General features: G+C 72.4%; 18 protein-coding genes. 4 read left to right on the top strand and 14 right to left on the bottom strand.

What is annotated here, in order from left to right; all coding sequences use genetic code 11:
* Positions 1 to 76: 76 nt before the first annotated feature.
* From ACIPSJ_RS33500 to ACIPSJ_RS33485, 4 genes are read right to left on the bottom strand one after another with little or no spacing between them, the layout of a single operon-like run.
* Positions 77 to 1738, bottom strand: coding sequence for a PfaD family polyunsaturated fatty acid/polyketide biosynthesis protein (locus tag ACIPSJ_RS33500; RefSeq protein WP_401351424.1), 1662 nt, complete (start codon positions 1736 to 1738; stop codon positions 77 to 79).
* A 40-nt stretch (positions 1739 to 1778) separates the two neighbouring features.
* Positions 1779 to 2984, bottom strand: a complete 1206-nt coding sequence (locus ACIPSJ_RS33495) for a cytochrome P450 (RefSeq protein ID WP_401351423.1) — start codon at positions 2982 to 2984, stop codon at positions 1779 to 1781.
* Positions 2981 to 6466, bottom strand: coding sequence for an alpha/beta fold hydrolase (locus ACIPSJ_RS33490; RefSeq protein ID WP_401351421.1), 3486 nt, complete (start codon positions 6464 to 6466; stop codon positions 2981 to 2983). The genes ACIPSJ_RS33495 and ACIPSJ_RS33490 overlap by 4 nt, the downstream gene beginning before the upstream one ends.
* Entirely contained in the window at positions 6463 to 8328 is a 1866-nt protein-coding gene (locus tag ACIPSJ_RS33485) for a fatty acyl-AMP ligase (protein ID WP_401351420.1), read from the bottom strand. Before ACIPSJ_RS33485 ends, ACIPSJ_RS33490 begins: the two co-directional genes overlap by 4 nt.
* Positions 8329 to 8877: 549 nt before the next feature.
* On the opposite strand from ACIPSJ_RS33485, the gene ACIPSJ_RS33480 reads away from it, so the two are divergent.
* Positions 8878 to 10221, top strand: coding sequence for a glycosyltransferase (locus ACIPSJ_RS33480; protein ID WP_401351418.1), 1344 nt, complete (start codon positions 8878 to 8880; stop codon positions 10219 to 10221).
* Between the two features lie 173 nt (positions 10222 to 10394).
* Here ACIPSJ_RS33480 and ACIPSJ_RS33475 read toward each other — a convergent pair whose 3' ends face one another.
* The 8 genes from ACIPSJ_RS33475 to ACIPSJ_RS33440 all read right to left on the bottom strand — a co-directional run bounded on the left by ACIPSJ_RS33475 (position 10395) and on the right by ACIPSJ_RS33440 (position 18654).
* Positions 10395 to 12032 (bottom strand): glycosyltransferase, encoded by a 1638-nt coding sequence (locus ACIPSJ_RS33475; RefSeq protein ID WP_401351416.1) that lies wholly within the window; start codon positions 12030 to 12032, stop codon positions 10395 to 10397.
* A gap of 80 nt (positions 12033 to 12112) precedes the next feature.
* The gene (locus ACIPSJ_RS33470) at positions 12113 to 12889 is read right to left on the bottom strand and encodes an ABC transporter permease (RefSeq protein ID WP_401351415.1); all 777 of its coding nucleotides are present in this window, start codon (positions 12887 to 12889) and stop codon (positions 12113 to 12115) included.
* Entirely contained in the window at positions 12886 to 13893 is a 1008-nt protein-coding gene (locus ACIPSJ_RS33465; RefSeq protein WP_401351413.1) for an ATP-binding cassette domain-containing protein, read from the bottom strand. The genes ACIPSJ_RS33470 and ACIPSJ_RS33465 overlap by 4 nt, the downstream gene beginning before the upstream one ends.
* 8 nt (positions 13894 to 13901) lie before the next feature.
* A complete protein-coding gene (locus tag ACIPSJ_RS33460; protein ID WP_401351411.1) occupies positions 13902 to 15038 on the bottom strand; it encodes a Gfo/Idh/MocA family protein in 1137 nt (378 codons plus the stop codon).
* A gap of 180 nt (positions 15039 to 15218) precedes the next feature.
* Positions 15219 to 15935, bottom strand: a complete 717-nt coding sequence (locus tag ACIPSJ_RS33455; protein WP_401351409.1) for a zf-HC2 domain-containing protein — start codon at positions 15933 to 15935, stop codon at positions 15219 to 15221.
* Positions 15932 to 16504 (bottom strand): sigma-70 family RNA polymerase sigma factor, encoded by a 573-nt coding sequence (locus tag ACIPSJ_RS33450; RefSeq protein WP_401351407.1) that lies wholly within the window; start codon positions 16502 to 16504, stop codon positions 15932 to 15934. The genes ACIPSJ_RS33455 and ACIPSJ_RS33450 overlap by 4 nt, the downstream gene beginning before the upstream one ends.
* 114 nt (positions 16505 to 16618) lie before the next feature.
* Positions 16619 to 17554, bottom strand: coding sequence for a DUF1996 domain-containing protein (locus tag ACIPSJ_RS33445; protein WP_401351406.1), 936 nt, complete (start codon positions 17552 to 17554; stop codon positions 16619 to 16621).
* Positions 17555 to 17724: 170 nt separating this feature from the next.
* On the bottom strand, positions 17725 to 18654 hold the full coding sequence (locus ACIPSJ_RS33440) for a CHRD domain-containing protein (protein WP_401351404.1): 930 nt from the start codon (positions 18652 to 18654) through the stop codon (positions 17725 to 17727).
* A gap of 171 nt (positions 18655 to 18825) precedes the next feature.
* On the opposite strand from ACIPSJ_RS33440, the gene ACIPSJ_RS33435 reads away from it, so the two are divergent.
* From ACIPSJ_RS33435 to ACIPSJ_RS33425, 3 genes are all read left to right on the top strand, one after another.
* On the top strand, positions 18826 to 19287 hold the full coding sequence (locus ACIPSJ_RS33435) for a hypothetical protein (RefSeq protein WP_401351403.1): 462 nt from the start codon (positions 18826 to 18828) through the stop codon (positions 19285 to 19287).
* A 183-nt stretch (positions 19288 to 19470) separates the two neighbouring features.
* Positions 19471 to 19761: a hypothetical protein gene (locus ACIPSJ_RS33430; protein WP_401351402.1), complete on the top strand. Its 291-nt coding sequence runs from the start codon at positions 19471 to 19473 to the stop codon at positions 19759 to 19761.
* 37 nt (positions 19762 to 19798) lie between these two features.
* Positions 19799 to 20416 carry a hypothetical protein gene (locus ACIPSJ_RS33425; protein ID WP_401351401.1) on the top strand — a complete coding sequence of 206 codons (618 nt, stop codon included), beginning with the start codon at positions 19799 to 19801 and terminating at the stop codon, positions 20414 to 20416.
* A gap of 171 nt (positions 20417 to 20587) precedes the next feature.
* On the opposite strand, the gene ACIPSJ_RS33420 is transcribed toward ACIPSJ_RS33425, so the two are convergent.
* Both ACIPSJ_RS33420 and ACIPSJ_RS33415 read right to left on the bottom strand, forming a co-directional pair.
* Complete coding sequence (locus tag ACIPSJ_RS33420; RefSeq protein ID WP_401351400.1) at positions 20588 to 24964, bottom strand: FtsK/SpoIIIE domain-containing protein; 4377 nt, start codon at positions 24962 to 24964, stop codon at positions 20588 to 20590.
* 109 nt (positions 24965 to 25073) lie between these two features.
* Positions 25074 to 25370 carry a WXG100 family type VII secretion target gene (locus ACIPSJ_RS33415; RefSeq protein ID WP_393661911.1) on the bottom strand — a complete coding sequence of 99 codons (297 nt, stop codon included), beginning with the start codon at positions 25368 to 25370 and terminating at the stop codon, positions 25074 to 25076.
* Positions 25371 to 25423 lie beyond the last annotated feature (53 nt).

Below are 25423 nucleotides of genomic sequence, written 5' to 3'. Positions count from 1 at the left end.
CCTCGGGTTCTGAGGCATGGCAAAGCCGACAGGGATGGCAGGGGGTGCGAACAGGTGGGGGAAGCCGGGGAGTTGTTCAGGAGAGCGGGCGCGGTGCGAAGACGAACGCCTCCGGGGGCACCGGCACTCCGTGGGTGCGCAGCTGGTGCGCGCGGGTGAACACCGCCGCGCCCTCCAGCAGGTTGCGGGCGATCTGTACGGCGGGACGGCCGCCGGGCCCGGCGAGGAAGCTGCCGGCGGTCCAGCGGTTGAAGGCGCCCATGGCGGGCCCGCACCAGATCTGGTAGTCGGCCCGGCGGGCCGGGTCGCCGTCGATGGCCCAGCGGCTGGACAGGCCGAGGTACCAGCGGAAGACCAGGGCCATCCGGTGCTTGGGGTCCCGCTCGGCGCGGGCGATCTCGGCCGGGTCGCGGCGCTGCCAGAACCGCAGCACCTCGCTCCAGACGTCGTCGAGGGAGGCGCCGAGCACCTGGCGTTCCAGCCGCTCGCGCTCCTCGGCCGGCAGCGCGTCCAGGGAGGGGTAGGTGCGGTAGATCTCGTACAGGCGGCTGCCCCGGTTGGCGAACATCGTGCGCCGGCGCAGCACCTGGACCTTGGCGCCGAGCTCGAACATGTCGGCGGCCGGCGCCGTGCTCACGTCGGCGAGGTCGGCCCCGGCGAGGAGTTCCTTGGCGTCCTCGGAGATCCCGGCCTCGTCGGCGATCTGGTTGACGGTGCCGGTGACGACGTAGGCGGCGCCCAGGGCGTGGGCGGCGGCCACGCTCGCCGGGGTGCCGAGACCGCCGGCCGCGCCGACCCGGACCGGACGGTCGTAGCCGTATCGGGCGGTGATCTCGTCGCGCAGGGCGAGCAGGACGGGCAGCAGGGAGACCAGGGGACGGTGGTCGGTGTGCCCGCCGCTGTCGCCCTCGGCCGTGATGTCCTCGGCGACCGGCACCCGGGCCGCGAGCCGGGCCTCGTCGGGCGTCAACTGACCTGCTCCGACCAGGTGGTCGAGTAGGTCGGCCGGTGCGGGTGACATGAACTTCGCGGCCACCTCCGGCCGGGACACCTTGGCGAACACCCGGGTCCGGCGGACCACCCGGCCGGTGTGGTCCGCGCGCAGCCCGGTGGCCGAGCAGCGGACGACCGCCGGGGTGAGGTCCATGAACGCCGAGGCGGACACGATCGGCACACCGCGGCGCAGGAGCAGGTCCGCGACGCGGTTCTCCACGGCGGGTTCGTTCGGCGAGTGGATCAGGTTCACGCCCCAGTTGGGGCGGTCGCCGAGGGTGGTGACGAGGTCGTCCACGGCGGCCTCGACCCGCTCGGGGGCGAGTCCCCCGGCGCCGAAGAAGCCGAGCAGGTCGGCGCGGGCCATGGCGGTGACCAGCCGGGTGGTGGCGATGCCGTTGGCCATCTCACCGGCGACATAGGCGAATCGGGTGCCGTGGGTCTCGGCGAAGGACCGGTCGCCCAGCCATTCCGGGTACAGCGGAGGCACCGTCCCGACGGCCTCGCCGGGACCGCCGACCCCCAGCCGGCCGCTGTCCGGGTCCCGCACGACGCGGACGGGCCGCCGGACCGAGCGGACGGCCGCCGTGATGTCGGCCGGGGCGAAGCCCGCCGGGAGATCCACGGGGCCGGAGCCCGGCGCGGCACCGGCGGGGGCGGAGCCCGGCGGAACGTCGCCGAGGGCGGAGCCCGGTCGGGCATCGACAGGAGCCGTGGGCAGCACTGTGGTGGTCGGGGGGTACATGGCATGCCTTTCTGGGTCTGTGTCGGTGTCGCAGGGGCGCTCAGAGCCGGACCCGGAGTTCGCGCAGGCCGCGCAGGCCCGTCCGCTCCCGCCACCGCGGCTCCGCCGCGAGCCGGAGGTGCGGGTGGCGGCGCAGCAGTGCGGTGAAGGCGACGGTCGCCTCCATCCGGGCGAGCGGCGCGCCGACGCAGAAGTGCGCGCCGCCGCTCAGCGCCAGGTGCCGGTTGTCACGGCGGGCGATGTCGAACCGGTCCGGGGCGGGGAACCGCTCCGGGTCCCGGTTGGCCGCGCCGAGGCTGAGGACCAGCCGGGCGCCGCGCGGCACGCGCACCCCGTGCAGGTCGAGGTCGGTCAGGGCGCGCCGTCCCACGGCCTGGGCGGGGCCGTCGTAGCGCAGCATCTCCTCGACCGCCGGGGGCACCAGGTCCGGCCCTGACGAGCGCAGCAGCGCCAGCTGGCCGGGGTGGCGCAGCAGCGCCAGCATGCCGTTGGCGATCATGTTGGCGGTGGTCTCGTGCCCGGCGACCACCAACAGGGCGGCGGTGGAGAGGAGTTCGTCGGAGCTGAGCCGGTCGCCCTCGGTCTCGGCTCGGATGAGCCCGCTGAGGATGTCCTGGCCCGGCGCCCGGCGGCGTTCGGCGACCAGGTCCCGGAAGTACGCCACGATCCGGCGTCGGCCGCGCAGCCCACGGGCCACCGTCTCGGGGGTGACGACGGGATCGACGAGGTGGGCCATGTCCTCCGACCAGTCGCGGACGTCGTCGCGGTCGGCCTCGGGCACGCCGAGCATCTCGCAGATGACCGCCAGGGGCAGCGGGTAGGCGAAGTCCGCGACGAAGTCGCCCTCCCCCGTCCCCCAGTCGTCCAGCAGCCGGTCGGTGATCCGCTCGATCCGCTCGTGCAGGTAGGCGATGGACCGGGGGGTGAACACCTTGTTGACGAGGGCGCGCAGCCGGGTGTGGCCGGGCGGGTCCATGAGGATCATGGACGGGGTGTCGCCGCCCGCCATCCGCTCGGTGTGCGCCTCGCCGTCGGGGGCGGTGCCGCCCCCGTTGTCGGCCCCGAGCCGGGGGTCGCGCAGCAGCGTGTGCACGTCCGCGTGGCGCGTGAGGAACCAGAAGCCGGGTGGGTTCCAGTGCACGGGGTCGGTCTCGCGCAGGGTGCGGTAGAGCGGGTAGGGGTCCGCCTGGACGGCGGGGTCGGTCGGGTCGTAGTGCGGGACGGTGGGGGACGGCGCGCCGGTCATCCGGCGCGCTCCAGGCTGATCCGGGTGGCCTCGGCGACGGCCTTCAGGTGCGGCCGCATGAAGAGGGTGAAGTGGTTGCCGGTGACGGGGATGACGGACAGGTCACCCAGGTCGACGGTGTCCCAGCCGTTCGGCGCGTCGAAGTGCATCGGGACGCGGTGATCCTCCGGGGTCAGCGGTGCGAATCCGGCCTCCGGCTTGACCAGGACCACGGACAGGTCCGAGGGCTGCGGCTCGTAGAGCGCGAAGGCGCGCAGGCCCGCCTGGTAGGTGGCCACCAGGTCGACGAGGTGGGTCTCGTACGACTCCGGGTCGCGGGCCCCGAGCGCGCGGGCGATCTGCGCGCCCTGCTCGTCGAGGGGCCGGGACCGGTCGACACCGCAGCCGCAGGCGTCCAGGGCCAGGCAGACCATGTGACGCAGTGCCAGGAGTTCCTCCACCGACCGCAGGTCGTCGTCGGCGGGCGCGCCCCGGCCGGGCAGCGGTACGTAGGTGTCGTACAGGACGACCCGGTGGACCGGCTCACCGCGTTCCCGCAGCTGCCGTGCCGCCTCGTAGGCGATCATCCCGCCGAGGGAGTGGCCGCCGAGGAGGTACGGGCCGTGCGGCTGGACGCGCTGGACGTCGTCGGCGAAGAGGACCGCGAGCTCCTCCAGGTCGTCGAGGGGCTCCTCCTTGCCGTCCAGGCCCGGGGCCTCGAAGGCGTAGCAGGGGCGGGCGTCGCCCAGCGCGCGGGCCAGCGAGGTCAGATAGAGCGCGGACCCGCCGATGCCGCCCGCGCAGAAGAAGGGGCGGGGCGAGTTCAGCGGGAGCAGGTGGCCGGGCGGCGGGGCGGGGTGCTCGGCGACCGGGGTCTCGGGTTCCGCGAGGTGGCGGGCTGCCGCGTCGATGGTGGGTACCTCCAGGAACAGGGTGTGCGGGATGCGGTATCCGAGCCAGTCGGAGAGCCGCGCCTGGAGCGCCGCCACGGACAGCGACTCCAGGGCGTACTCCTCCAGCGGCCGGGAGGTGTCCAACTCGGCTTCCGGCAGCCGCAGTTCGGCGGCGATGTGGGTGACCAGCCAGTCGCGTACGACGGCCGCGGTCGGGCCGTCGGCGGGCGTGGACGTCTGCTGGGCCGGAGCGGTGGCCGTGGAGCGGTCCGGGGTCGCGAAGTGCCGGCGGGCCAGCTCCTGGGCCTGGGCGACCACGCACTCGACCAGTTCGAAGGAGGGCAGACCGCCCGCGTAGTAGGTGTGGTGGCGGCCCTGCATCGCCTCCAGGCGGTCCAGGACGCCGGCGCTCAGGTCGGCACTGCCGAAGTGCGGCATGAACGACCATGCCCGGTGCAGGTGCGTCTCCTTGAGCCGGCCGCCGAGGGCCGCGATGTCGTCCCGCAGCCGCTCGGAGACGTCGTCGGAGACGCCCTCGGGGTCGCCGTAGGAGTAGAAGGTGTGGACGTCGCTGTCCGGGTAGCGGTGGTGGTAGGCGACGCAGTGGCCGGTGGCGGTGCTGCTGTCGTTGTGCTGCTTGAGGAAGTGGAAGGCGGAGTCGGGCAGGCCCGCGGCGGTGGCGACGGTCGTGTGGTACGCGTTGCTCCTGATGCGGGCGGCGAGGGCGCGTTCGTCCTCGGTGGCGTCCAGGACCGGCAGCATCCGGTCCAGGGCGACGGTGAGCACCAGGTCGTCGGCCTCGATCAACTCCCTGTCCGTGCGCACCCGTACGCCGTCCGGGTGCCGCTCGACCGCCTCGACGCGCACCCCGAGCCGCAGGTCCCGCAGTTCCTCGGCGACCCGGCGCCACAGGGTGGCGAAGCCGCCCTTGACGGTGAACGCGCCCGGGTGGCCCAGGAGTTCGGGCTTGTTGCCCAACAGGCCTGTCATTTCGGCGTACTTGACGAAGTACAGCGCGGGCACGTCGTCGTCCGGGTAGCCGTAGCCGGCCGCCGTGTAGCCGGTGCCGAAGGACGCGGCCATGGACTCCAGGCCGTGCTCGGCCAGCCACTCCCGTACGGGGGCGGCGAGCGCCTTCGCGGAGTGCGCGAGTCCCGGCTCGCCGATGCGCGGGAACTCCCGTTCGCGCAGGGCCTGGTAGCGGCGGAAGGCGTCCGTGCGGAAGAAGGAGGTGTCCTGCGGGGCCGTGGTGCCCCGCTCGGTGTCGAGGATCCGGTACGGCGTCGTCGGCTCGGTCGACACGCCCAGTTCGGTGGCCAGTTCGGCGACCCGCTCGTACTCGGTGGTGCAGATGTGGCCGCCGAGGTCGTAGGCGTGGCCGTCGATCTCCACGCTCTCGCACTTGCCGGCCACCGACTCCGCGGCCTCCAGGACGGTGACCAGGTGCCCGGCCCGCTCCAGTTCGCGGGCGATGGTCAGGCCGCTCGGCCCGGCGCCGACGACGACGGTCCGGCGCTTGGCCAGGCGCGGCCCGCCGCTCTTGCGGATCGGCGTCAACAGCCGCGTCAGCTCGGGCGGTTGGCGTTCGCCACGGCGGGCGTGGGAGGCGGCCTGGTAGATCAGCGCCCGCAGGTGGCCCAGGGAGGCGGTGGTGTACGGCGAGCGGGCGAGGGCGATGCCGAGGTCGGGCGGGGCCAGGCCGGGGTCGAAGGCGGTCCGGTCGACCGTGTCGTCGTCGGCGAGGGTGTCCAGGCGCAGGTCACCGAGGTCGAACCAGGGGCAGCGGCCCTCGTCCCAGGGGCGGGCCGGGTCGAGGGCGGTCGCGGTGGTGCCGGGGGTGCCGTCCAGGGGGTGGAGCTGGGCCTGGAGGACGCAGCGGACTCCGGTGGTGCGCAGGCGGGTGCGCAACTCCTCACGGAGGAAGCCGGGTTCGCGGGTGTCGCCGGGCGGGCGGGGTATCTCGTTCGGCGCGTCCGGCGGCCACCACAGGTCGCCGTGGTCGAAGTCGCCCCGTACCAGCGGCTCGTCGGCGGGGTGGACGCGGAAGCGGATGAGCCACTGGCGGCCGTCGGCGGCGACGAACCCCTGGGGTACCTGGGAGTGGAAGTCGTAGGTGGCGTAGGAGCCCGCGGTCCTGATGTTGTTCCAGATGACGGACCGGACCTCGGGCTTCTCGGCGATGACGCCGGCCCGTTCCTCGGGAGTGCCGAAGCTGCGGCGGAAGGTCTCGGCGGTGGAGGCGAAGAAGGTGGGGCCGGTGTTGAAGGTGAGGTCGAGCAGACCGGCCTCACCCTCCAGCAGCCGGAGTGTGAGGCCCCGGACCGTCGGCTTGACGTCGTCGGTGCCCACGGAGTTGCTGTAGCGGGCGAGGACGGGGAAGCCGCGGCCGGGGCGCAGGAAGCCGTGGGCGGGCAGGTGCGGGGTGTCGAGCAGGGTGAGGGTGCCGCGGGCCGCGGTGGAGGTGGCGTGGAAGAAGCGGTCCCGGCGGCCGGCGGAGGCCACGGTGAGCGCGGACATGTCGATCAGGACGCGCCGGAAGTCGTCGTCGACCTCGTACATCCGCGGGTCGCGGGGGCCGGTCGCGAGGAGCAGGCCGTTGTCGGGGTTCATGAGGGTCCCTCGGTGGACTGGCTGAAGGTCTCGTTGCGCTGCACCGACACCAGGAGGGTGCCGGGCTCACGGTCGATCTCGCCGCTCAGCAGGGCCGCCTTGCACACCCGGCGCCGCACCTTGCCGCTGGTGGTCTTGCGGACCAGGCCGGGCCGGCCCAGGACGACGGTGTGGCAGGAGAGGTGGTGGTCGGCGTAGACGAACTTGCGGACGCTCGCGCAGATCTCGGCGGCGAGGTCGGCGTCCATCCGCTTGCGGCCGGTCTCGGCGAGGACGACCAGGCGTTCGGTGTCGTCGTCGCCCCGCACGTCCCCGGGGAACGTCTCGTCCGGGCCCAGGGCGAAGGCCACGATGCCGCCGGGCCGTATGTCCGGGTGGCACTCCCGGACGCTGTCCTCGATGTCGGAGGGGTAGACGTTGCGGCCCCGGACGATGATCAGGTCCTTGATCCGGCCGGTCATGAAGAGCTGGCCCTCGTGCAGGAAACCGAGGTCGCCGGTGCGCAGGTACCCGGTCGGGTCGTCGTCCCCGTCGACGGTGGCGTGGAAGATCTCGCGGGTCGCCTCGGGGCGGTCCCAGTAGCCGGCGGCGGTGGTGGACGAGCGCACCCAGATCTCGCCGACTCGCGTGGGCGGGCAGGGCGTTGCGGTCTCCGGGTCGACGATCCGGATGCGGTCCCCCGGCTTGCTGGAGAAGCCGCAGCCGTGGAACTCGGCATGGCGGCCGAGGCCGGGGGCGCCCTCCTCGACGGGTACGACGTCTCCCTCGGCCAGCGCCTGTTTGTCCAGCCGCAGCACACCCTGGCCGCGGTTGGTGACGCTCGCGGTGTTCTCGGCGAGGCCGTAGGCGCCGTAGAAGACGTCGGGCCGGACCTTGGTGACGGCGAACGCGTCGAGGAAGGCGCGGATCGTGCGGGTGCGGATCGGTTCGGCGGCGGTGATCGCCATCTCCAGGGCGGAGAGGTCCCAGCCCGCGCGCATCTCGGGGGTGGTCTTGCGGACCGCGAGGTCGTAGGCGAAGTTCGGTGCCGAGGTGATGGTGGCCCGGACCCGGGACATGACGTCGAGCCAGATCGAGGGCCGCTGCAGGAAGGTGAGCGGCGACAGGATGTGGGTCGTCGAGTTGCCGACGGCGGTGCTGAGGATGACGTTGATCAGACCCATGTCGTGGTACTGCGGGAGCCAGAACACACCTCTGGTGTCGTCGTCGAGGCGCAGGTCGACCACGTTGGCGGCGATCTCGTGGACGAGGTTGCCGTGGGTGACCATGACGCCCTTGGGCGTTCCGGTGGAGCCGGAGGTGTACTGCAGGAACGCGGTCTCGGCCGGGTCGGCGGGCCGGTACCAGGCGTCGGGGTCGCAGTCGGTCCGGCCCCGGCGACCGGGGCGGCGGTCGGTGCGGTACCAGGGGATGCGGGGCCAGTGGTGCTCGGAGCGGCCGAGCAGCCGGCCGACGGAACCGGCCCGGCGGGTACGGTCGAAGAGACCGTTGGTGAGGGCGGCCTTGGCGCCGGAGCTCTCGACGATGGCGTTGAAACCGGCCAGGTCGCGGGTGAGCCGGAACGGGTTCGGGGGGTAGACCGGCACCGGCAGGACGCCGGCCGCCAGGCAGCCCATGAAGGCCTTCACGAAGTCGAGCGAGGGCGGATAGACCAGCACCGCACGGTCACCGGGGGCCAGTCCCCATGAGGTCAGGGAGCCGGCGATGCCGTCGACCGCCTCGGTGAGTTCTCCCGCGCGAAGCGTCTCGGCGTCCTCGCCGTCGTCGTCGACAAAGGTGAAAAGAAGCCTGTCCGGATCCTTTTCGTAGAGATCCCGTAGGGCGGAGAGCAGGGAATTTCGCTGTGCGGTGACAAACGTCATTGGGCCGTCCTGTGAAGGGGAACACCAAAAGACTGATCACGCCGGCGAAAGGTCAGCCAGGCGTTGTTGCACAGTCAAGAACCTACGGGTGGTCCAGTCCATTGTCAACGGGGACCGGAACGACCAACTCCGCCCCCTTGAACTGGTTTTCCGTCGGCAATCCGGACATTGGGTGCGCCCTACATGGGCATTCGGGCCGCTTTTTGCTGTGCGTTTCCCAAGAAAGGAGACGAGTTCTCCGGGGCGTATCCGCACGACACCTCCGGCGACACCGGGAGACTTTCCCCGTATACGACTGTTAATTTTCATGACTTTTCTTTCGCCGTTGATTTGGCACGTGTAAACGGCGGATGACGATTCGCCCGGCGGAGGTTTACGCCGGCGCGGGACGCGTCGTGTGCGACGCCGGTTCCCGCCCGCCGGTGTGGTTCGTCCCACTGCACCGGGGCCGAACCGTGGCGGCCCGTGCCCCGTGTTGCCGTCACGTTCCGGCACACGGAAGCAGCCACGGAGAGGCGTACGAAAGCACGCTCGAAAGGTGACCACGACATGAAGGCTCTGCGTATCGTCCTGATGACCCACGGCACCCGCGGTGACGTCCAGCCGCTGGTCGCGCTCGCCCGGGAACTCGTCCGGCGCGGCCACACGCCCGTCCTCGCCGTCCCGGCCGGCTCCGCCGGCATGGTGCGCGCCGCCGGTCTGCCGCTGGAGCGACTGCCGGTGGACTGGCGGGAGTACCTGTCCCGCCCGGCGCCGGAGCGGAGCTGGGTGACCTCGGGCGACAGCGTGGAGTTCCTCGCCGGGCTGCGCAAGGTGATGGCGGCCCACACCGCCGACATCGCCCGCACCCTGTACCGGGCCTGCGAGGGCGCCGACCTGATCGTCTCCGGTTCGCTGACCGAGGACCTGGCGGTACTGATCGCCGAGGCCCGCCGGATCCCGCTGGCCCTGCTGCACCTGTTCCCGGCGCGGGCCAACCACGCGGTGCCGAACCCCTTCGTGACCAGCGAGGTGTCCGACGTCCCCGGCGCCAACTGGCAGACGCACGTCGACTACGAGAACGCGTCGTGGGAGCTGCGCCGCGAGGGTGTCAACAAGCTGCGCGCGGCCTTCGGGCTGGCCCCCACGGACCTGTCGACCCCGCTGCGCGCCCGGATGCTCGGCGCCCTGGAGATCCAGGCCTACAGCAGGCTCATGGTGCCCGGCGTCGAGTGGCCCTCGTACCGGCCGTTCGCCGGATGGCTGGAGATGGCGGGCCAGGACCGGGCGCTGGCCGCGGAACACGGCCTGGACCCCGGCCTGGAGAACTGGCTGGACGCCGGGGACGCACCCGCGTACTTCGGCTTCGGCAGCATGCCGGTGGCCGATCCGGCCGGCGTGCTCGCCACCATCGAGCGGGCCACCGGGGAACTGGGGCTGCGTGCCGTGGTGACCGCCGGATGGGCCGGGCTGCCCGCCGACGCCGTCGGCGACCCGTCTCGGATCCGAGTGGTGGACAGCGCCGACCACAGCGCACTGCTCCCCCGCTGCCGGCTCGCCGTGTACCACGGCGGCTCCGGGACCACCGGGTCGGTGATCCGGGCGGGCATACCCGCCCTGGTGGCCGCGGTCTCGCTCGACCAGCCGATGTGGGGCGAGCTGGTGCGGCGACGGGGCGTGGGACTGCACCTGCCGCTGCACGGCCTGGACGCGGAGCGCCTGGCGGGCGCGCTGCGTCGTCTGCGGGAGCCCGGACCGGTGCAGGCCGCGGCGGATCTCGGCCGCGCGGTCCGGGCCGAGGGCGACGGCGTGGCCCGCGCCGCCGACCTCGCCCTCGCCTTCGCCCACCGCGGCCGCAAGCCGCGGGTGCTGGCACGGACGAGCGGGCTGTGGCGCCCGGTACGCGCGAGCTGACATCGAGGAGCGCGGACGACCGGGAGACCGATGGGCCGACGGGCCGACGGGCCGACGGGCCGACGGGCCGACGGGCCGACGGGCCGACGGGGCAACGGGGCAACGGGGCAACGGGGCAACGGGGCAACGGGGCAACGGGGCAACGGCAGCAGATCGCGGTTCATCGCCGTACCTCAAGCGGAGCGCTCGGGCCCCTTGGGGGCGGTTCCGTGGGCGGTCTTCTCCCACTTGAAGGGCGCCCGGATCAGCTGCCACAGCCCGCGCCAGGCGGCGAAGGCGTGCAGGAGCCAGTAGGCGGGGAGCAGCGCCGCCGTCCACCAGGACATCCGGCGCCTGCGGGCGGCCATGATCATCCCCAGGGCCATGAGCCCGGTGCTCCCCCACATGGCGACCGCCGGGAGCGCGCAGCCGGACCGCCCCGCCCAGGCGGCCCCCGCCAGCAGGAAGGCGCACGGCCAGCACATGAAGACGAGCGGGGTGCCGAGGACGATGCCGAGCAGGGACACCAGACCGGACCGGCCGAAGCGTCGCAGGGTGTCGGCGGGGCGCCGGGTGTAGACGAGCCCGGTGAGCAGATAGCCCTTGAGCCAGCGGGTGCGCTGCGTGATCCAGGCCCAGGGCCGCGCGGGGCACTCCTCCCAGGTGGTGGAGTCGGCGATGTCGACCCGGTGGCCGGTGGCCGCGAGCCGCAGCCCGAGATCGGCGTCCTCGGTGACGTTCCAGGCGTCCCAGCCGCCGACCCGGCGCAGTACCTCGGTGCGCAGGTGGTTGCTCGTGCCCCCGAGCGGCACGGGCAGGCCGAGGCGGGCCAGGCCCGGCAGCATCAGGTCGAACCAGAACGCGTACTCCAGGCTGAACAGCCGGGTCAGCGTGTTGCGGCGCTCGTTGTAGTAGTTCAACTTGGCCTGCACGCAGGCGAGCCGGTCACCGCCGGCCGCGAACTGCCCGGCGACCTTCCGTAACTGGTCGCGCTCCGGCCGGTCCTCGGCGTCGAAGATCACCAGCAGCTCGCCGCGGGCCAGCATCAGCCCGAGGTTGCAGGAGCGCGGCTTGGTCTGCGGCGGGCCCGGCGCCAGCGGGACGACGCGGACGAAGTCCGGGGGCTGTACGGCCCGTACGGCACAGGCCGTGGCCTCGTCGCGCCGCTCCACCAGGACCAGGATCTCCAGCTTGTCCCGGGGGTAGTCCAGGTCGGCCAGCCAGCGCACGGTGTCGCCGATGACCTCCTCCTCCTGGTAGGCCGGCACCAGGACGGTGTAGGTGGGCAGTTCGGCGTCGGGCAGTTCGCGGCCGGGGGCGGGCGGGGACTGCGCCGACACCGTCGCGAGGAACAGCTTGAACAGCAGGCCGAGGGCGAAGAACCCGGCGACGGTCGCCACGACGACGTCGAGGCCGCCGGTCAGGAGCGCGCCGGCGACCACGAGGAGCAGGGCCCAGCCGGCGGCCCGCTGCCAGGGCCGCACCCCGGTGCGGGCGGCGTGCTCGGGGTGGGCACGGGTGAACGCGTTGGCCATGTCGTCGGCGACCTCGTCGAGGCGGGTGTCGACGATCAGTTCCTGGATCTCGCGCCGGGGGGTCTCGCGGAACACCAGGGTCTCGCCGGGGAACCAGGCGCTCAGGTCCGGCGCCCCACCGGCGCCGGCGACCAGGACTCCGCCGGGCGTGCGACGCAGCGGGATCCAGTCGCCGGCGAGCATCGCGGCGGCGGGGATGTGGGCGGAGCAGGCGGGATCGACGCCCTCGACGGACTCGGCGGACTCGGCGGACTCGGCGGACTCTGACTCCGGGTGGCGGGCGGTGACAGGGTGCATGGGGGCATGCCTCTTCATCACGAGGACGGGGGGGAACCGGGGAGGAAGAACCGGGGGGAAACCGGGGGGGGAAGGGCTGATCAGACGGATTTCCGGTAGGCGCGGAACGCCAGCAGGCACACGCCGACCATCAGCGCGGCCAGCAGAGCGAGGCCGCCGAGTCGGGTGAGGGCGGCCGTCCGGCCGGGGTCGGCGGCGAGAGCCGAACGCCCGGCGACCAGGGCCCAGTCGACCGGGTTGCGGACGGCGACCTCGCGCATCCAGCGCGGCATCAGGCGGGCCGACATGAAGGCCGTCGACAGGAAGGTGAGGGGCAGCAGCAGGAAGGTGTTGAGCGCGATGACGGTCTCGCGCCGCCGGACCAGCAGGCCGAAGGTGTGCGAGAGGGCGCTGAGGGCCATGCCGAGCAGCACGGCGGCCGTGATCAGCACGGCGACGCCCGGGGCGCCGCCCGCGTAGTGCGCGCCGCCGGCGAGGCCGAGCAGCACGATGATCAGGGACTGCACGACCGTGCTGAGCGCGTGTTCCACCACGACACAGCTCACCAGTGCGCCACGGCGCACCGGGGTGATCAGGAAGCGGTCGAGGGTGCCGCGTTCGATCTCGTCCAGGGTGCCCATGCCCGCCCAGGAGTTGAAGGAGAGGGCGTTCATCACGACGATGCCGGGCACGAGGTAGTCCAGGTAGGAGGCCGCGCCGAAGCCGGGCAGTTCGACGACGCGCTGGAACAGGCTCCCGAACAGGAAGAGCCAGACGACCGGCTGGACCATGGTGATGACCAGGTAGCCGGGTTGCCGTACGACCACGCCGAGCCGCCGGTGGGTCAGCCACCAGGTGTCCCGCAGCACGCGCTTCACGCGGGGACTCCGCTCGGCTCGGTGGGCGCCGGGGCACCGCGGCCGACGTGCCGCAGGTACACGTCGTCCAGCGAGGGCCGGGCGACGGTGACGGCGGCGACGGGCAGTCCGGCCCGGTCGAGCGCGGTGAGGGCCGCGGGCACCGCGGCGGCGCCGTCGTCCGCGCGGGCGTTCAACCGCCGTCCCACGACGGTGACCTCACGCAGGGACGGCAGCGCGGCGAGCATCCGGCAGGCGAGCCGTCCGTCCTCGTGGTCGGGCGTGGTGGCCAGGTCGATGCGTACGGCGTCGCCCCGCAGTCCGCCCTTCAGTTCTTCCGGGGTGCCCGTGACGACGATCCGCCCGTGGTCCACGATGGCCAGGCGCTGGGCGAGCCGGTCCGCCTCCTCCAGGTGATGGGTGGTCAGCAGGACGGTCAACGGGTGATCGGCGACCAGTCCCTGGATCTCGTCCCACATCGCCGTTCGGGACTCGGGGTCGAGGCCGGTCGTGGGCTCGTCGAGGAAGAGCATCCGGGGGGTGTGCACCAGGCCTAGGGCGATGTCCAGCCGGCGCCGCATGCCTCCCGAGTAGGTGCGCACCTCCCGTCCGGCGGCGTGGCCGAGGCCGAACCGGTCGAGCAGTTCCGCCACCCGGTGCCGGAGCGGGCCACCGCGCAGGCCGTACAGCCGGCCCTGGAGGGTGAGGTTGTCGCGCCCGCTGGTCATCGGGTCGGCACCGGAGCGCTGGGCGACGACGCCGATGGCACGGCGCACCCGGTCGGGGTGGCGCAGCACGTCGTGTCCGGCGACCCGTACGGCTCCGGAGTCCGGGCGGGTCAGGGTGGTGAGGATCTTCATGGTGGTGGACTTGCCGGCGCCGTTGGGGCCGAGGAGCCCGAAGACCCGGCCGGGTTCGACGGTGAAGGAGAGCCCGTCGAGGGCGCGGACGCCTCCGGGATAGGTCTTGACGACGTTCTCCGCCTCGATGGCGGGAACCGTGGCAGTGGGGGGAGGGACGGACATGAACCGCCTCACGTCTGGTCGAACGTGGTCTGCAGGACGGTGCGGGCGGCGCCGGTGACGCCCGCGACGGCCAGGGTGATCTCCAGCACGTGCAGGGCGTGCCGGGCGCCGAGCCGGGGGCCGGTGCCGGTCCGTACCGCCTCCGCCAGGTCGGCGATGCCTCGGGCGAAGTCCATGACGTGCCCGTGGTGGCGGTCGTAGCGGTGGGGGTGGTCCGCCGGGCGGACGAGGGGAAGCCGGCGTGGTCCGGTCAGGTAGTGGGGCGTCGACTCCGACATTCCGACGCGCTCGCGGAGGGTGACCGCGGCGCCGTAGTCCCAGCAGTCCGGGACGGAGAGGACCCCGTCGTCGCCGATGATCCGCAGCGAGTGGTCCTCGGGGGCGACGGTGCCGCAGGTCAACCGGGCGACGACGCCGGAGCCGAAGCGGATGAGGGCGCAGCCGAAGTCGGGGGCGAGGGCCGCTGGGTCCAGGCCGGGGGCCTTGTCCGGCTGGATCAGCGCGGCGTACGACACCACCTCGCAGGCCGGTCCGAAGAACGCGGTGAGCCAGGTGAGGTAGTAGGCGGCGTGCTCCAGGGCGGGGCCGACGCGGAACTCGTCGGCGTAGGGCCAGGGTGCGCCGGAGGGGCTCGCCCAGTCGCGGAAGTTCATCTGGTGCACGGCGCCGTCGTCCAGTTCCGCGTAGACCAGGCGGGGCCGGCCGACGAGGCCGCGGGCCAGGGCCGACCGCACGGTCTCGGCGGTCTCGCCGAGCAGGGAGCAGGGGGCCGAGGACAGGACCAGGCCGTGCCGCTCGGCGTACTCGACCAGTTCCGTGGCCTGCCACAACTCCTCGGCGAAGGGCTTCTCCGAGTAGACGTGTTTGCCTGCCTCCAGACAGCGGCGGGAGATCTCGTAGTGGCTGTGGGGGTTGGTCAGATTGACGGCGACGGTGACGTCGTCGTCGGCGAGGAGTTCCTCCAGAGAGGTGTACGACCGGATGCCGTGGTGGTCCGCGAACCCGCGGGCCCGCACGTCGTCACGGTCGTAGACCCCGCGCAGAACCAGTTCGGGGTGGTTGGGAAGGGTGGCTAGGTAGAAGTCAGCGACATATCCGCATCCGATGAGAGCGATCCCTGTCGCTTCCGGGGTGAGGCCGTCCACGGGTGGCTGTACCTGTCCTTCCGCGCGGCACGGCAGCGCGCAGCCGGGGCGGAGTACTTGAGGGGGGGCGGAGTGCTCGGGGAGACGGAGTGCTCGGGGTCGCACGGCACGTCGGCCGGGCCGCGCGGCGGAGGCCGCGCGGCCGGAGCCGATGTGGTCGGGTGGTGCCGGGCCCCGCGGTCAGACCTTCAGGGAGACGTATTCCTTGCCCTGGTCGTTCTCCACCACGATCCTGGCGACGTCGTCGATCGGTACGGCCGCCGAACCGTCGAGGTTGGCGCCCTTGTTCCGGTCCGCGACGACCCAGCTGCCGGCGATCTCGCGGCTGCCGTCCTTGGACTCCACGATGAGGCGGCAGTGCTCGCCCACCGGGATCCCGGCGACCGAGGCGTTCACCCGCACCCAGGAGGCGGCCGGGGTGACCCGAACCGTCATCCGGCTGCCGGTCGTGGCGCTGGTGCCGGAGGCGGACCTGGTGCCGACGGGCGGCAGGGTGGCGGGCGCCGAGATCGAGGACTGCGGCGGGTCGGCGACCTCGCCGGTGGTGCCGCCCATGTTCTTGCCGATGAGCACGCCGCCGCCCAGGACGGCCACGGCCGCGACCGCGGCCACCGCGGCCAGGACCGTGCGGTGCCGGCGGACCTCTCCGTCCCGTTCGCCGCGTGCCTGCCGGAGCGTCCGCTGGAGCAACAGGTCCCCGCCCTCCGGCGGACCGTCGAGGAACGCCTCCGGCGGCACCTCGCCGAGCGCTGCTTCCATCTCCCGCAATCCGTCCAGTTCCTCGCGGCATCTGTCGCACGACGCCACATGTTCGTCGACGGCCCGCACCTCCCGCTCATCGAGCGTGCCGAGGACGTAGGCGCCGAGCAGTGCGCTGTCGTGTTCCTTGATGCTCATGCCGCCACCTCCTTCAACGCGACGAGCTTCGCTGTCCCGGGTTCGTCTCCGTACAGGTCCCGCAGTTGTTTCAAGGCATAGTGTGATCGGGATTTGACGGTCCCGGGAGGTATTCCGAGAGACTCGGCGGCCTCGGCGACACTACGGCCCTGGAAGTAGATCTCGTTGAGGACGTCCCGGTGGTCCGGGGAGAGCCGGTCGAGGGCCTCCATGACGAGCATCGAGTCCACCACGCCTTCCGCGTGGTCCTTCTCCACCGGGGTGGTGCCCACCGACTCGGCGACCTCCGTCGGCCGTGCGGCCTTCGCCCGGAACCGGTCCATGATGATGTTGCGGGCCACGGTCAGCAGCCAGCCGCGGACCGAGCCCTTGCCGTTGACCAGGGACTCCTGGTTCTTCCAGGCGCGGATCAGGGTCTCCTGGACCACGTCCTCCGCGGCGGCGTGGTCATTGGTGAGCCGCTTCGCGTAGGCGAGCAGGGCTCTGCCGTGCTCCTCGTACAAGGAGCGGATGAGCACCTCGTCGCTCGTTCTCTGTTTGTCCCGCGCGCGGGACCACAGCGCCGCCATCCACTTTCTCCCGTCCTCTCCTGGGCTGACGCGCACAACACGGATGGCAGCCGGAGGTGGTTCGATACGGAGCCGATCAGTTTTCGGGAATGTCCCGTGGTCCTCTTCGCCGCGTCAGGACGCGCGGCAGTGCCGCCCGTCGTTGAGACAGCCGACCAGTCGGGACATCTGCCGATCGGTCATGACGTCGATGAACATGCCGTGGTCGGTGCGCGGGTCGCGCTTCTCCTCCGGGAAGGAGTCCACGGCGTACCGGACGCCGGCCGGCACGGTGTAGGTGAGGGTGACGCGCAGCTGCGGGATGGCGAAGGTGGCGTGCGGACACACCCCGTCGGCCGCGGGGAACACCACATGGGTGCGGTGGTCGGCGCTGTCGGTGGACAGTCCGTCCCAGCAACTGGGGAAGTCCAGGGTGCGGGTGGGACCGCTGCCCTGGGGGCACAGCGTGTAGTCGATGGTGAAGCGGTCCTGGAAGCCCGAACACCCCCACTGGGCACGGACGTTGGCGTCGCCCGTGTAGAGCGCGACCGGGTCGCCGGTGACCAGGCGCAGGAACCGGGGCATGGCGACGACCTTGCTCACCGGGTTGCCCCGGAAGTCGATCACCACCGAGGACGGAGTCAGGATCTGCCCCATGTTGTCGTCCAGACCGCCGCCCATGGCGTGGGCGTCGGTGCCCATGCGGTCCAGCCGGCGCAGCACGGGCCAGTAGTACGTGGAACGGTCGCCGCCGACGCAGGTGGTACCGGCCGCGGCCAGTTCCGAGTTGCTCGACAGGTAGTTGGTCGACACGTTGCCCACGTAGTCGTGGATGTGGTGTGCCGAGCCCCTGACCCCGGGCGAGACCACGAGATTGTCGGCGTTGCGATGGCCGTTCTCGTTGCGGCCGCAGTCCTCGGTGTAGGTACCGGTGGAGGCGTCCGGCTCGATGGCGGGAAGCACGCTCAGGCGCACCGAGGCGATGTCGACGTAGCGGTCGGCGGCGGGCGCGGTCTGCGCCACGGCCGGTCTGCCGGTGGCGATGAGACCGGCCGCCACCACGGCCGACACACCGACGACGGCGGGCAGGAGGATTCGGATGAGACGGGCTCTTGAACGGAAGAGTCGGGTCCACACCCGAGCAGCGTCGCAGGGTTGTCCAGACCAATCAAGTTCAGACTTCAAGCATGACGAAATCTCTACCCGACGCCCCGAGCCGTCAACTGGTGTTGAACGGCCGGTCAGTTGAAGAGCTGGCCGCGGACCGCTCCGTCGGGGAACTCGGCGGTGTGCAGGTTGGAGTAGAAGCCGGTCGGGTTCTTCTTGATCTGCGTCAGCACCGAGGGGTCCTGGACGGCGGCCGTGCCGGAGATGGCGAAGATGTTCTGCGGGACCGGGGTGACGAACAGCGGGATCCGCACGTCTCCGTTGTGGCCCGTCGTGCCCTGGTGGATGTGGCCGGCCAGCGGGGCACCGATGTTCACCCAGGCCAGGGAGTAGCCGACCCGGCCGTTCTCGGGGTACAGGAACGTGATGGCGTGACCGTCCGGGTCGCCGACCCGCTTCGGGTCGGCGGTGGGCACCTCCTGACCGCCGTCGGCGAGCGCGCGCAGCTTGCCGCCGCGGATGATGCTCAGCGGGTTGACCGGCTTGGCCAGCGGCCGCAGCTGGCCGCGCACGGCGCCGCCCGGGAACTGCGCGGTGTGCAGGTTGACGTAGAAGTCGGCCGGATCCGTGCGCAGTCGGCGCGCGAGTGCGGCATCGGTCACCGAGGTCTGGCCGGCGGCGGACTGCACGGTGGACGGCATCTGAGTGGTGAACAGGCCGACCTTCACGTCACCGTCGGTGCCGACGGCACCCTCGTGGATATGGCCCAGCGTGGGCCGGTCGATGCCGTTCCAGGACAGCGCGAAGGTGATGCGGTCGCCCTTCACCTTGACCAGCGCCACCGCCCTGCCGTCCGGGTCCCCCACCGCGGGTCCGCCCTTGACGGGGACCTCCTGGTCGCCGGAGAGCTGAGCGATGAGGGAGACGGCGGGCTCGGTCGCCGGCACGGCGGCGGCCGAGGACCGCGCGCCGGAGCCGTGTCCGTCGTGGGCCAGGGCCGGCGACGTGGCGCACAGACCGGCGACGAGCACGGCCACCGCCGCCGAGAGGGACAGCTTGCGCATTTCTTTTCTCCGTCCGGGATTCGGTCCGTTGTGATGCCCGAACCACGGCCGGAGGCGGCCGGCGGTTCAATTCCGGGACCATGTCCGGGAACTGAACCCGAAAGGCCCTCGGCGCGTGTGGGACGCGGGGACACGGCCCCCTCGAATTCACCGCTGAGAGAGGTCACCACAATGCGCGCACGGACGGCTCTGATCGCGATTCCACTTGCTCTGGCACTGGCTGCCTGCGGCGGTGGAAAGGACAGCGACGGCAAGGGGAAGGGAGCCGGCGGCACGAAGGAGGCCGTCGCCGTCAAGGAGTCCGGTCTGGGCTCGATCCTGGTCGACGGCGAGGGCCGGACCCTGTACGCCTTCACCAAGGACAAGGACGGTGCGAGCAACTGCGACGCCCAGTGCATCGCGGTGTGGCCCGCGTTGACCGGCAGCGCCAAGGCCTCCGCCGGCGAGGGCGCCCGGCCGGCGCTGATCCAGGAGGCCCGGAAGTCGGGCGGCGCGGTGCAGACGACGTACAACGGCTGGCCGCTCTACTACTACGTCGGCGACGCGGCGCCCGGTGACGTCAACGGGCAGGGCCTGGACGGGGAGTGGTTCGTGGTCGGGGCGGACGGCAAGCTCGTGCGGAACGGCACCTGAACGCACCCGCCCGTGCGGTGGACGGCACGCGAGCCCCGATGGGCGGCCCGCGTGCCGTCCGCGTTTTCCTCCGGAACGCCCGACCGCCTTTCTCCCCCGACCCGTTGAACCGTCCCGGCCCGGCAGGCGTTCCTGGGGCGAGGCAGGACGGACCCGCCGAACCCGCACCCCAGGGAGGAGCCCATGGCCGAGATCGACATGCCCGGAGACGAGGTGGAACGCCTCGGCCAGTTGCTGGGGCGGGTGATGGACCTCATCGAGACCAAACCGACCGGGTTCAACGCCGAGGACGTGGGCCGTCCCCTGGTGGACGCCGGCTCCAACTTCGACAGGAAGTGGGGCGACGGGCGGACCCAGTTGAAGCGGAACAGCAAGGACCTCAAGGACGCCTGCGAGGCGATCGTCAAGGCGTTCGCGGACGCCGACGAGCAGATGGGCTCGCAGCTCACGAACACCGACGGAAACAAGTCCTGAGACGGCGACGGCCGGACGACCCAAGGAGCACGGTCCCATGACCAACGGTTCGCAGACCTTCGGGATCTCCATCCCGGAGAACTGGACGGAGTACGACCTCGGCGGAGACACGCTGTCCGAGCGCCGTGCCGAGATGCTGCGGCAGACGCCGGACAAGCCGACGCGGGACGCCGTCAACCAGGCCTTCCGCAACGCGCGCCGGATCATGGAGGGGGCCCGCCGGCGTGGTGCCGTCTACGCCGCGGGCACCACCACCATGTACGAGGACGGCCTGCTGATGGCCGGCCTGATGGTGTTCAGCCTGACCCCGCCGCCCGGCGAGGACTTCTCGGCGCAGGGCCTGGCCAAGCAGTTCTCCGCGTCCGGGGAGCGCAAGGGCGAGGGCACGGCCCGTACCTTCACCACGGAGACGCTGCCGCAGGTCGGGCCGGTCGGCCGGATCGTCGGGGTCGAGGAGAGCGAGATCGGCGGCGGCGTGTCGTACAAGGTGGTGGTGATGCACACCGTGGTGCCGGTGCCCGGCAGCCGGAACGTGCTGATCATCACCTGCTTCAGCCCCAACCTGCCGGTGGCCGACCAGCTGTACGACCTGTTCGACGCCATCACGGGCACGTTCGCCTTCGGCGAGGGGGCCGTGGTGGGTGCCGCCCGTTGAACAGGCGTCGGTATTAGGTGAGTTCGCCCCCTGGCCGGTTGGGCCAGGGGGCGGATTCTTGTGCTGGTTCATGAGCGACAGCCACGACCTGCCGGTTGTCGTCCGCGGCTTGGTCGTGGCTGGTCGCGCAGTTCCCCGCGCCCCTTTCGGGGCGCTTCGCGGGGCGCTCGTCTACGGGGTGGTCGTCTTCGGGACTCGGACGGTGAGGAAGCGGCCGTCGCCGGTCTGGAGGTGGGCGCGGCCCGGTTCGCTGTCCTGGCCGATGAGGCCGCGGGGCAGACGGGCACCGACGAGTTCGCCGTCGCTGATCGAGCGCGGGGCGAGGAGGGCTCCACAGCGGTTGCGGCGGACGATGGTCTGCCAGCCGGACAGGCCGCCGAGCAGGACCTCGTTGTTGCCGGCCACGATCAGGCCCCAGCCGTCCCCGGCGCTGCCCCGGGCGAGGGAGGCGAGGTCGTTGTCCAGCTCGGAGTTGATCATCAGTTCGGCGTCGTCGACCAGGATCGCGCCGGCCGGGGTGTCCACCTTGCCGAGCGCGGTGCGGAAGTCGGCGACCTCGACGTCGGCGTCGGTGAAGACGTCGACCACGCCGGGGTGTCCGGCGAGCCTCCGGAGTGGCGAGCTGCGGGGTGCGACCACCACGATCTTGGTGCCGAGTGCGAGCAGGGAGCGGGCCATGGTGAGCAGGACGGTGCTGCGTCCGGAGCGCGGTGGTCCGGCGATCAGGAAGGACGGGATCTGGGTGAGGTCGGTGCCCTGGGCGGAGAGTTCGTCGCCGCCGACGCCGACCATCGCCCACAGCGGGGAGACGCCCTTCGGCCTGCGTTCCAGGGCCTCCTCGAAGCCGAGTTCGTCGGGCAGTACGTCGACCCGGAACGGCCGTCGTGCGTCCGGCACCCCGGCGTCCCGTTCGGTGGTCTGCCCGCCCAGTGCGGCGAGCGCGCGGGCCTGGCCGGCGCCGCTCGGGTCGGCTCCGTCGACCAGCGCGATCTGGGCGGTGGTCGCGTCCCTGGGCTGGAGCGCGCGGCCGGCCGGCAGGTCCTCCGGGACGGACCGCACCTGGAGGCCCACCATCGAGTAGTCGCTGCGTTCGTTCAGGCGCAGCACCAGTTTGTCCTCGGTGGTGGACGAGAACCGGTTCTGGCTGAGCACCCGGTCACCGGCGAGCACCAGGTGGACGCCGACGCTGGCGCCCTCGCGCATCAGCAGGACCAGGGCGTCCAGCACGCTGCCCTGGTCGAAGGAGGCGTACTCCCGGTCGAAGGCCTCGAACCGGTCGAGCATCAGCACGATGTGCGGGGGCCGTTCTTCCTCCGGCAGGTTCCGGCGCAGTTCGGTGAGGTCGGCGACGCCCTGCCGGCCGAGCAGCGCGCGCCGCCGGGTGACCTCGGCGGTGAGCCGGTTCAGCAGTCGTACGACCCGCTCGGCCTCGCCGCGGTCGACCACCGCGCCGCAGTGCGGCAGGCCGGTGAGGGCCTGGAGGGCGCCGTTGCCGCAGTCGAGTGCGTAGAGGTGGAGGTCGGCGGTGCAGTGGGTGCGGGCCAGTGAGGCGGCCAGGGTGCGCAGGGTCTGCGAACGGCCGCTGCGCGACGAGCCGATGATGTGCAGATGGCCCATCCGGTCGAGGTCGAAGACCAGTTCCCGCTGGGTCTGTTCGGCGGGGACGTCCACCAGGCCGTACGGCACCGCGGGCAGGTGCCCCGGGGCGGCGGGGGCGGCGGTCAGGTCGGCGAGGGCGAGGACATCCGGCAGCGGCGGCAGCCAGGGGCGGCGCGGGGCCGGTACCGCGAGCTGGAGGGCGGCGCCGCGCACGGCCTCGACCAGCACGGACAGGTCCGTGACCGGCTGTACGGCGCGTTCGGTGACGGCGGTGCGGGGCAGCGGGTCACCGAGTTCCTCCCAGTGGAGTTCGGTGAGCACGGGGGCCGGGGCCTCCTCGTCGACGGCCGCCGCGTCGAGGCGACGGCCGCCGATCCGGCCGGTCTGGAACGGCAGCAGCGCGGCGTGCCCGAGCCGGGCGTAGGCGCGGCCGGGGGTGCGGGGCGAGAGCTGGCCGGAGTCGGGGGCGTCGATGATGTCCCGGCTCTCGGAGGTGTCGGTGGTGCGCAGGGCGATCCGCAGGTTGGTGTTGGCGCGGATGTCGGCGGTGACCGCGCCGGAGGGCCGCTGGGTGGCGAGCATCAGGTGGATGCCGAGGGAGCGGCCCCGCTGGGCGATGTTGACCAATCCGGAGACGAAGTCGGGCAGTTCGCGGACCATCGAGGCGAACTCGTCGATGACGAGGACCAGTCGGGGCAGCGGCGCGAGGTCGGGCTGCCGGGTGCGCTTGTCGGTGTAGTCGTCGATGTCCTTGGCGGCGGCCTGGGCCAGGATGTGTTCCCGGCGCCTGAGTTCGGCGCCGAGGGAGATCAGGGCGCGTTCCACGAGGTGGGTGTCGAGGTCGGTGACCATGCCGACGGTGTGCGGCAGGTCCTCGCACTCGGCGAAGGCGCTGCCGCCCTTGTAGTCGATGAGCACGAAGTTCAGCTCGTCGGGCCGGTTGGCGACGGCGAGGCTGGCCACCAGGGTCTGGAGCAGCTCGGACTTGCCGGAGCCGGTGGTGCCGGCGATCAGTCCGTGCGGTCCGTCGGCGGCGAGGTCGACGGCGAACGCCCCGTCGACGCCCGCGCCCAGGACCGCCCGGGTGCTGCGTCCGCCGAGCAGCCAGCGGGCGGCGACCCCGTCGGGTACCGGCGGTTCCAGGCCGAGGACGTCGAGCAGTCGTACGGATCCGGGCAGCAGGCTCTCCTCGGCCTCGTCGCCGATGTCCCGCAGCGGGGCGAGGGCGCGGGCGACGCCGACGGACCAGGCACGGCCGGGCGCGTCCATGAGCACGTCCTCGACCGGGTCGGCGCCGGTCTGCTCGACCCGCAGCCGCCCGTCGGTGCCGGCCACGGCGACGGCCTGGCACTCCTCGGGCAGGAAGCGGGCCTCGGCGTCCACGCACACCGTGTACACGCCGACGGCCGGGCCCTCGCGCAGGATCTGGATGACGCCGGGCAGGGCGCGCAGCCGTCGGGCGCCGTCGAGGAAGACCAGCACATCCGGCTCACCGGCGGCGCCGCCGCGCGCCGCCCGCTCCCCCGCGGCCTGCCGGGCGGCGATGACCGCGCAGATCTCGGCGATCCGGCGGCCGGTGGACTCGGCGGTGGCGCCGACCATGCTGCGGGTGTCCTCGCCGAGCGGGGCGGTGTGCGGCAGCCAGTGCACCCAGGACCAGCGGTCCTCTCCCCCACTGCCCGCGAGGAAGCAGATCCGCAGGTCGGTCGGGCTGTGCAGGGTGGCGGCCTGGGCGGCGAGCCAGCGCACCAGCGGCTCTGCCGCCTCCTGGCCGGCCACGCCGAGCACCCCGGCCGTGCGCAGCGGCACGGTGACGGGGACGGCCCGGGTGGTCCGGGTGATGCGGCGGCGGTGCTCGGCCTCGGCCGGGTCCTCCAGTTCCACGTAGGCCGGGCGGTCGGCGACGCCGAGCCTCAGCAGCAGGAAGTCCTCGTCGCGCCAACGGCGTTCCCACAGCCGCAGCCGCGGTCCGGCGGCGATGAGCAGGGTGCTCGCGGGGTCGGGGCTGGCGGCCCGCCGGGCACGCTGCTCGGCGAGCACCGCCTCGGTGACCTCGGTCTCCAGTGCGGTCTTCTTCCGCTCGTACTCGGCGACCTGCTGCTCGTGGCTCTCCTTGCCGCGCTTCTTGCCGTAGAGCTGGTTGACCAGGGCGAGGACCGGGGAGAGCAGGCCGAAGACCAGGAAGCGGGTGTTGTGCGACACCGCCACGGACACCAGGGACATCGCCAACGGCGCGAAGATCAGAGGAAGTTGGATCTTCCTGCGGGGCGGCTTGCCGGGCGGCACCGGCAGCTTGAACCGGTTGCGGACGGGCGGCGGCAGCAGCCGCGGGGGACGGTTGTAGTCGAGGCCGACGCCGTCCTCGGAGGGGACGAGGGCGGCGTCGGGGAAGGTGGGGGCGGTCAGTTCGAGGAGGGTCGGACCGGCCTTGAGGACACCGCCGGCCGGCCAGTCCGTCCAGTCGGGTACGGCGGTGTCGTCGAGGAGCATCCGCTCGCCCGGCGCGGAGCGGACGGACACGGTGCCGTCGGCGACGACCTTGAGGTGGGCGGCCGTCCCGGCCAGGCCCTCGGCGGTCAGCCGGACCCGGCAGGCGTGGCCGGCGCCGATCTCGTAGTCACCGGGCGGCAGCCGGAACACGGCCCCGGCGTCGGTGCCGCCGACCGCGCGCACCTCGACGACGCCGTCCGGTTCCCGGCCGGGCACGGCCACGGGCGCGTCCAGCGAGAGCAGACTGCCGGCCCTGAGGCCGCTGCTGCCCACCGGCTGGTCGGACGGCAGCTCGGTGCCGCTGTGGAAGAGGGCGGGCGGCGCGTCGGGGGCACCGCCGCGCAGCCGTCGGCCGAGTTCCTCGGCGAGCTCGCCGACCGGAACCGACGGGTCGGTCTCGATCATGATGTCCGCGGTCTGGCCCTGCTGCGGGTCGACGGCGGTGACGGTCAGACGCATGGTCGGTGCTCCTCGGTGCACACGGGGGAGGCAGGGGGTGCGGGGGTGGTGCCGACGGCGGCCGGGCCGGGCCCGCTGGGAGGGGTCCGGCCCGGCCGGCGTGCCTGGCCTACTTGTTGAGGCTGCTGCCCATGTCCTCGTCGAGCTGGTTGAAGCCCTGGCCGACGCCGTCGAGGAACTTGGAGATGCCCGTCAGGCCGTCGATGACCTGGAGGTAGTGCTGACGGAACTCGTCCACGAAGGGCAGGAAGTACTTCTTCGCGGCGGGAGTGTTGTAGCCGTCCTCGGTCAGTGCCTGGAGGTCCGCCGCGATCTTCTGCAGCTGGGCCACAGCCGTCTGGTACTCGTTCATGGTGTTGGCGGAGGCGGCGGAGGTCTTCTCGTCGTTGACGATGTAGTCGGCCATCGGAATTCTCCCGTTTCTGTTTCGGAATTTCGCTGTCTCTTGGTCCGGCGCCC

This window comes from Streptomyces sp. NPDC090088 (genome assembly GCF_044747345.1).
Classification (GTDB): Bacteria; Actinomycetota; Actinomycetes; order Streptomycetales; family Streptomycetaceae; genus Streptomyces.
This window is presented reverse-complemented; position numbering and strand designations above follow the sequence as displayed.

Coding starts and splice junctions, on each gene's coding strand:
- ACIPSJ_RS33500 (WP_401351424.1), bottom strand. CDS start 1,738: ATGTACCCCCCGACCACCACAGTGCTGCCCACGGCTCCTGTCGATGCC.
- ACIPSJ_RS33495 (WP_401351423.1), bottom strand. CDS start 2,984: ATGACCGGCGCGCCGTCCCCCACCGTCCCGCACTACGACCCGACCGAC.
- ACIPSJ_RS33490 (WP_401351421.1), bottom strand. CDS start 6,466: ATGAACCCCGACAACGGCCTGCTCCTCGCGACCGGCCCCCGCGACCCG.
- ACIPSJ_RS33485 (WP_401351420.1), bottom strand. CDS start 8,328: ATGACGTTTGTCACCGCACAGCGAAATTCCCTGCTCTCCGCCCTACGG.
- ACIPSJ_RS33480 (WP_401351418.1), top strand. CDS start 8,878: ATGAAGGCTCTGCGTATCGTCCTGATGACCCACGGCACCCGCGGTGAC.
- ACIPSJ_RS33475 (WP_401351416.1), bottom strand. CDS start 12,032: ATGCACCCTGTCACCGCCCGCCACCCGGAGTCAGAGTCCGCCGAGTCC.
- ACIPSJ_RS33465 (WP_401351413.1), bottom strand. CDS start 13,893: ATGTCCGTCCCTCCCCCCACTGCCACGGTTCCCGCCATCGAGGCGGAG.
- ACIPSJ_RS33455 (WP_401351409.1), bottom strand. CDS start 15,935: ATGAGCATCAAGGAACACGACAGCGCACTGCTCGGCGCCTACGTCCTC.
- ACIPSJ_RS33450 (WP_401351407.1), bottom strand. CDS start 16,504: ATGGCGGCGCTGTGGTCCCGCGCGCGGGACAAACAGAGAACGAGCGAC.
- ACIPSJ_RS33440 (WP_401351404.1), bottom strand. CDS start 18,654: ATGCGCAAGCTGTCCCTCTCGGCGGCGGTGGCCGTGCTCGTCGCCGGT.
- ACIPSJ_RS33435 (WP_401351403.1), top strand. CDS start 18,826: ATGCGCGCACGGACGGCTCTGATCGCGATTCCACTTGCTCTGGCACTG.
- ACIPSJ_RS33430 (WP_401351402.1), top strand. CDS start 19,471: ATGGCCGAGATCGACATGCCCGGAGACGAGGTGGAACGCCTCGGCCAG.
- ACIPSJ_RS33425 (WP_401351401.1), top strand. CDS start 19,799: ATGACCAACGGTTCGCAGACCTTCGGGATCTCCATCCCGGAGAACTGG.
- ACIPSJ_RS33420 (WP_401351400.1), bottom strand. CDS start 24,964: ATGCGTCTGACCGTCACCGCCGTCGACCCGCAGCAGGGCCAGACCGCG.
- ACIPSJ_RS33415 (WP_393661911.1), bottom strand. CDS start 25,370: ATGGCCGACTACATCGTCAACGACGAGAAGACCTCCGCCGCCTCCGCC.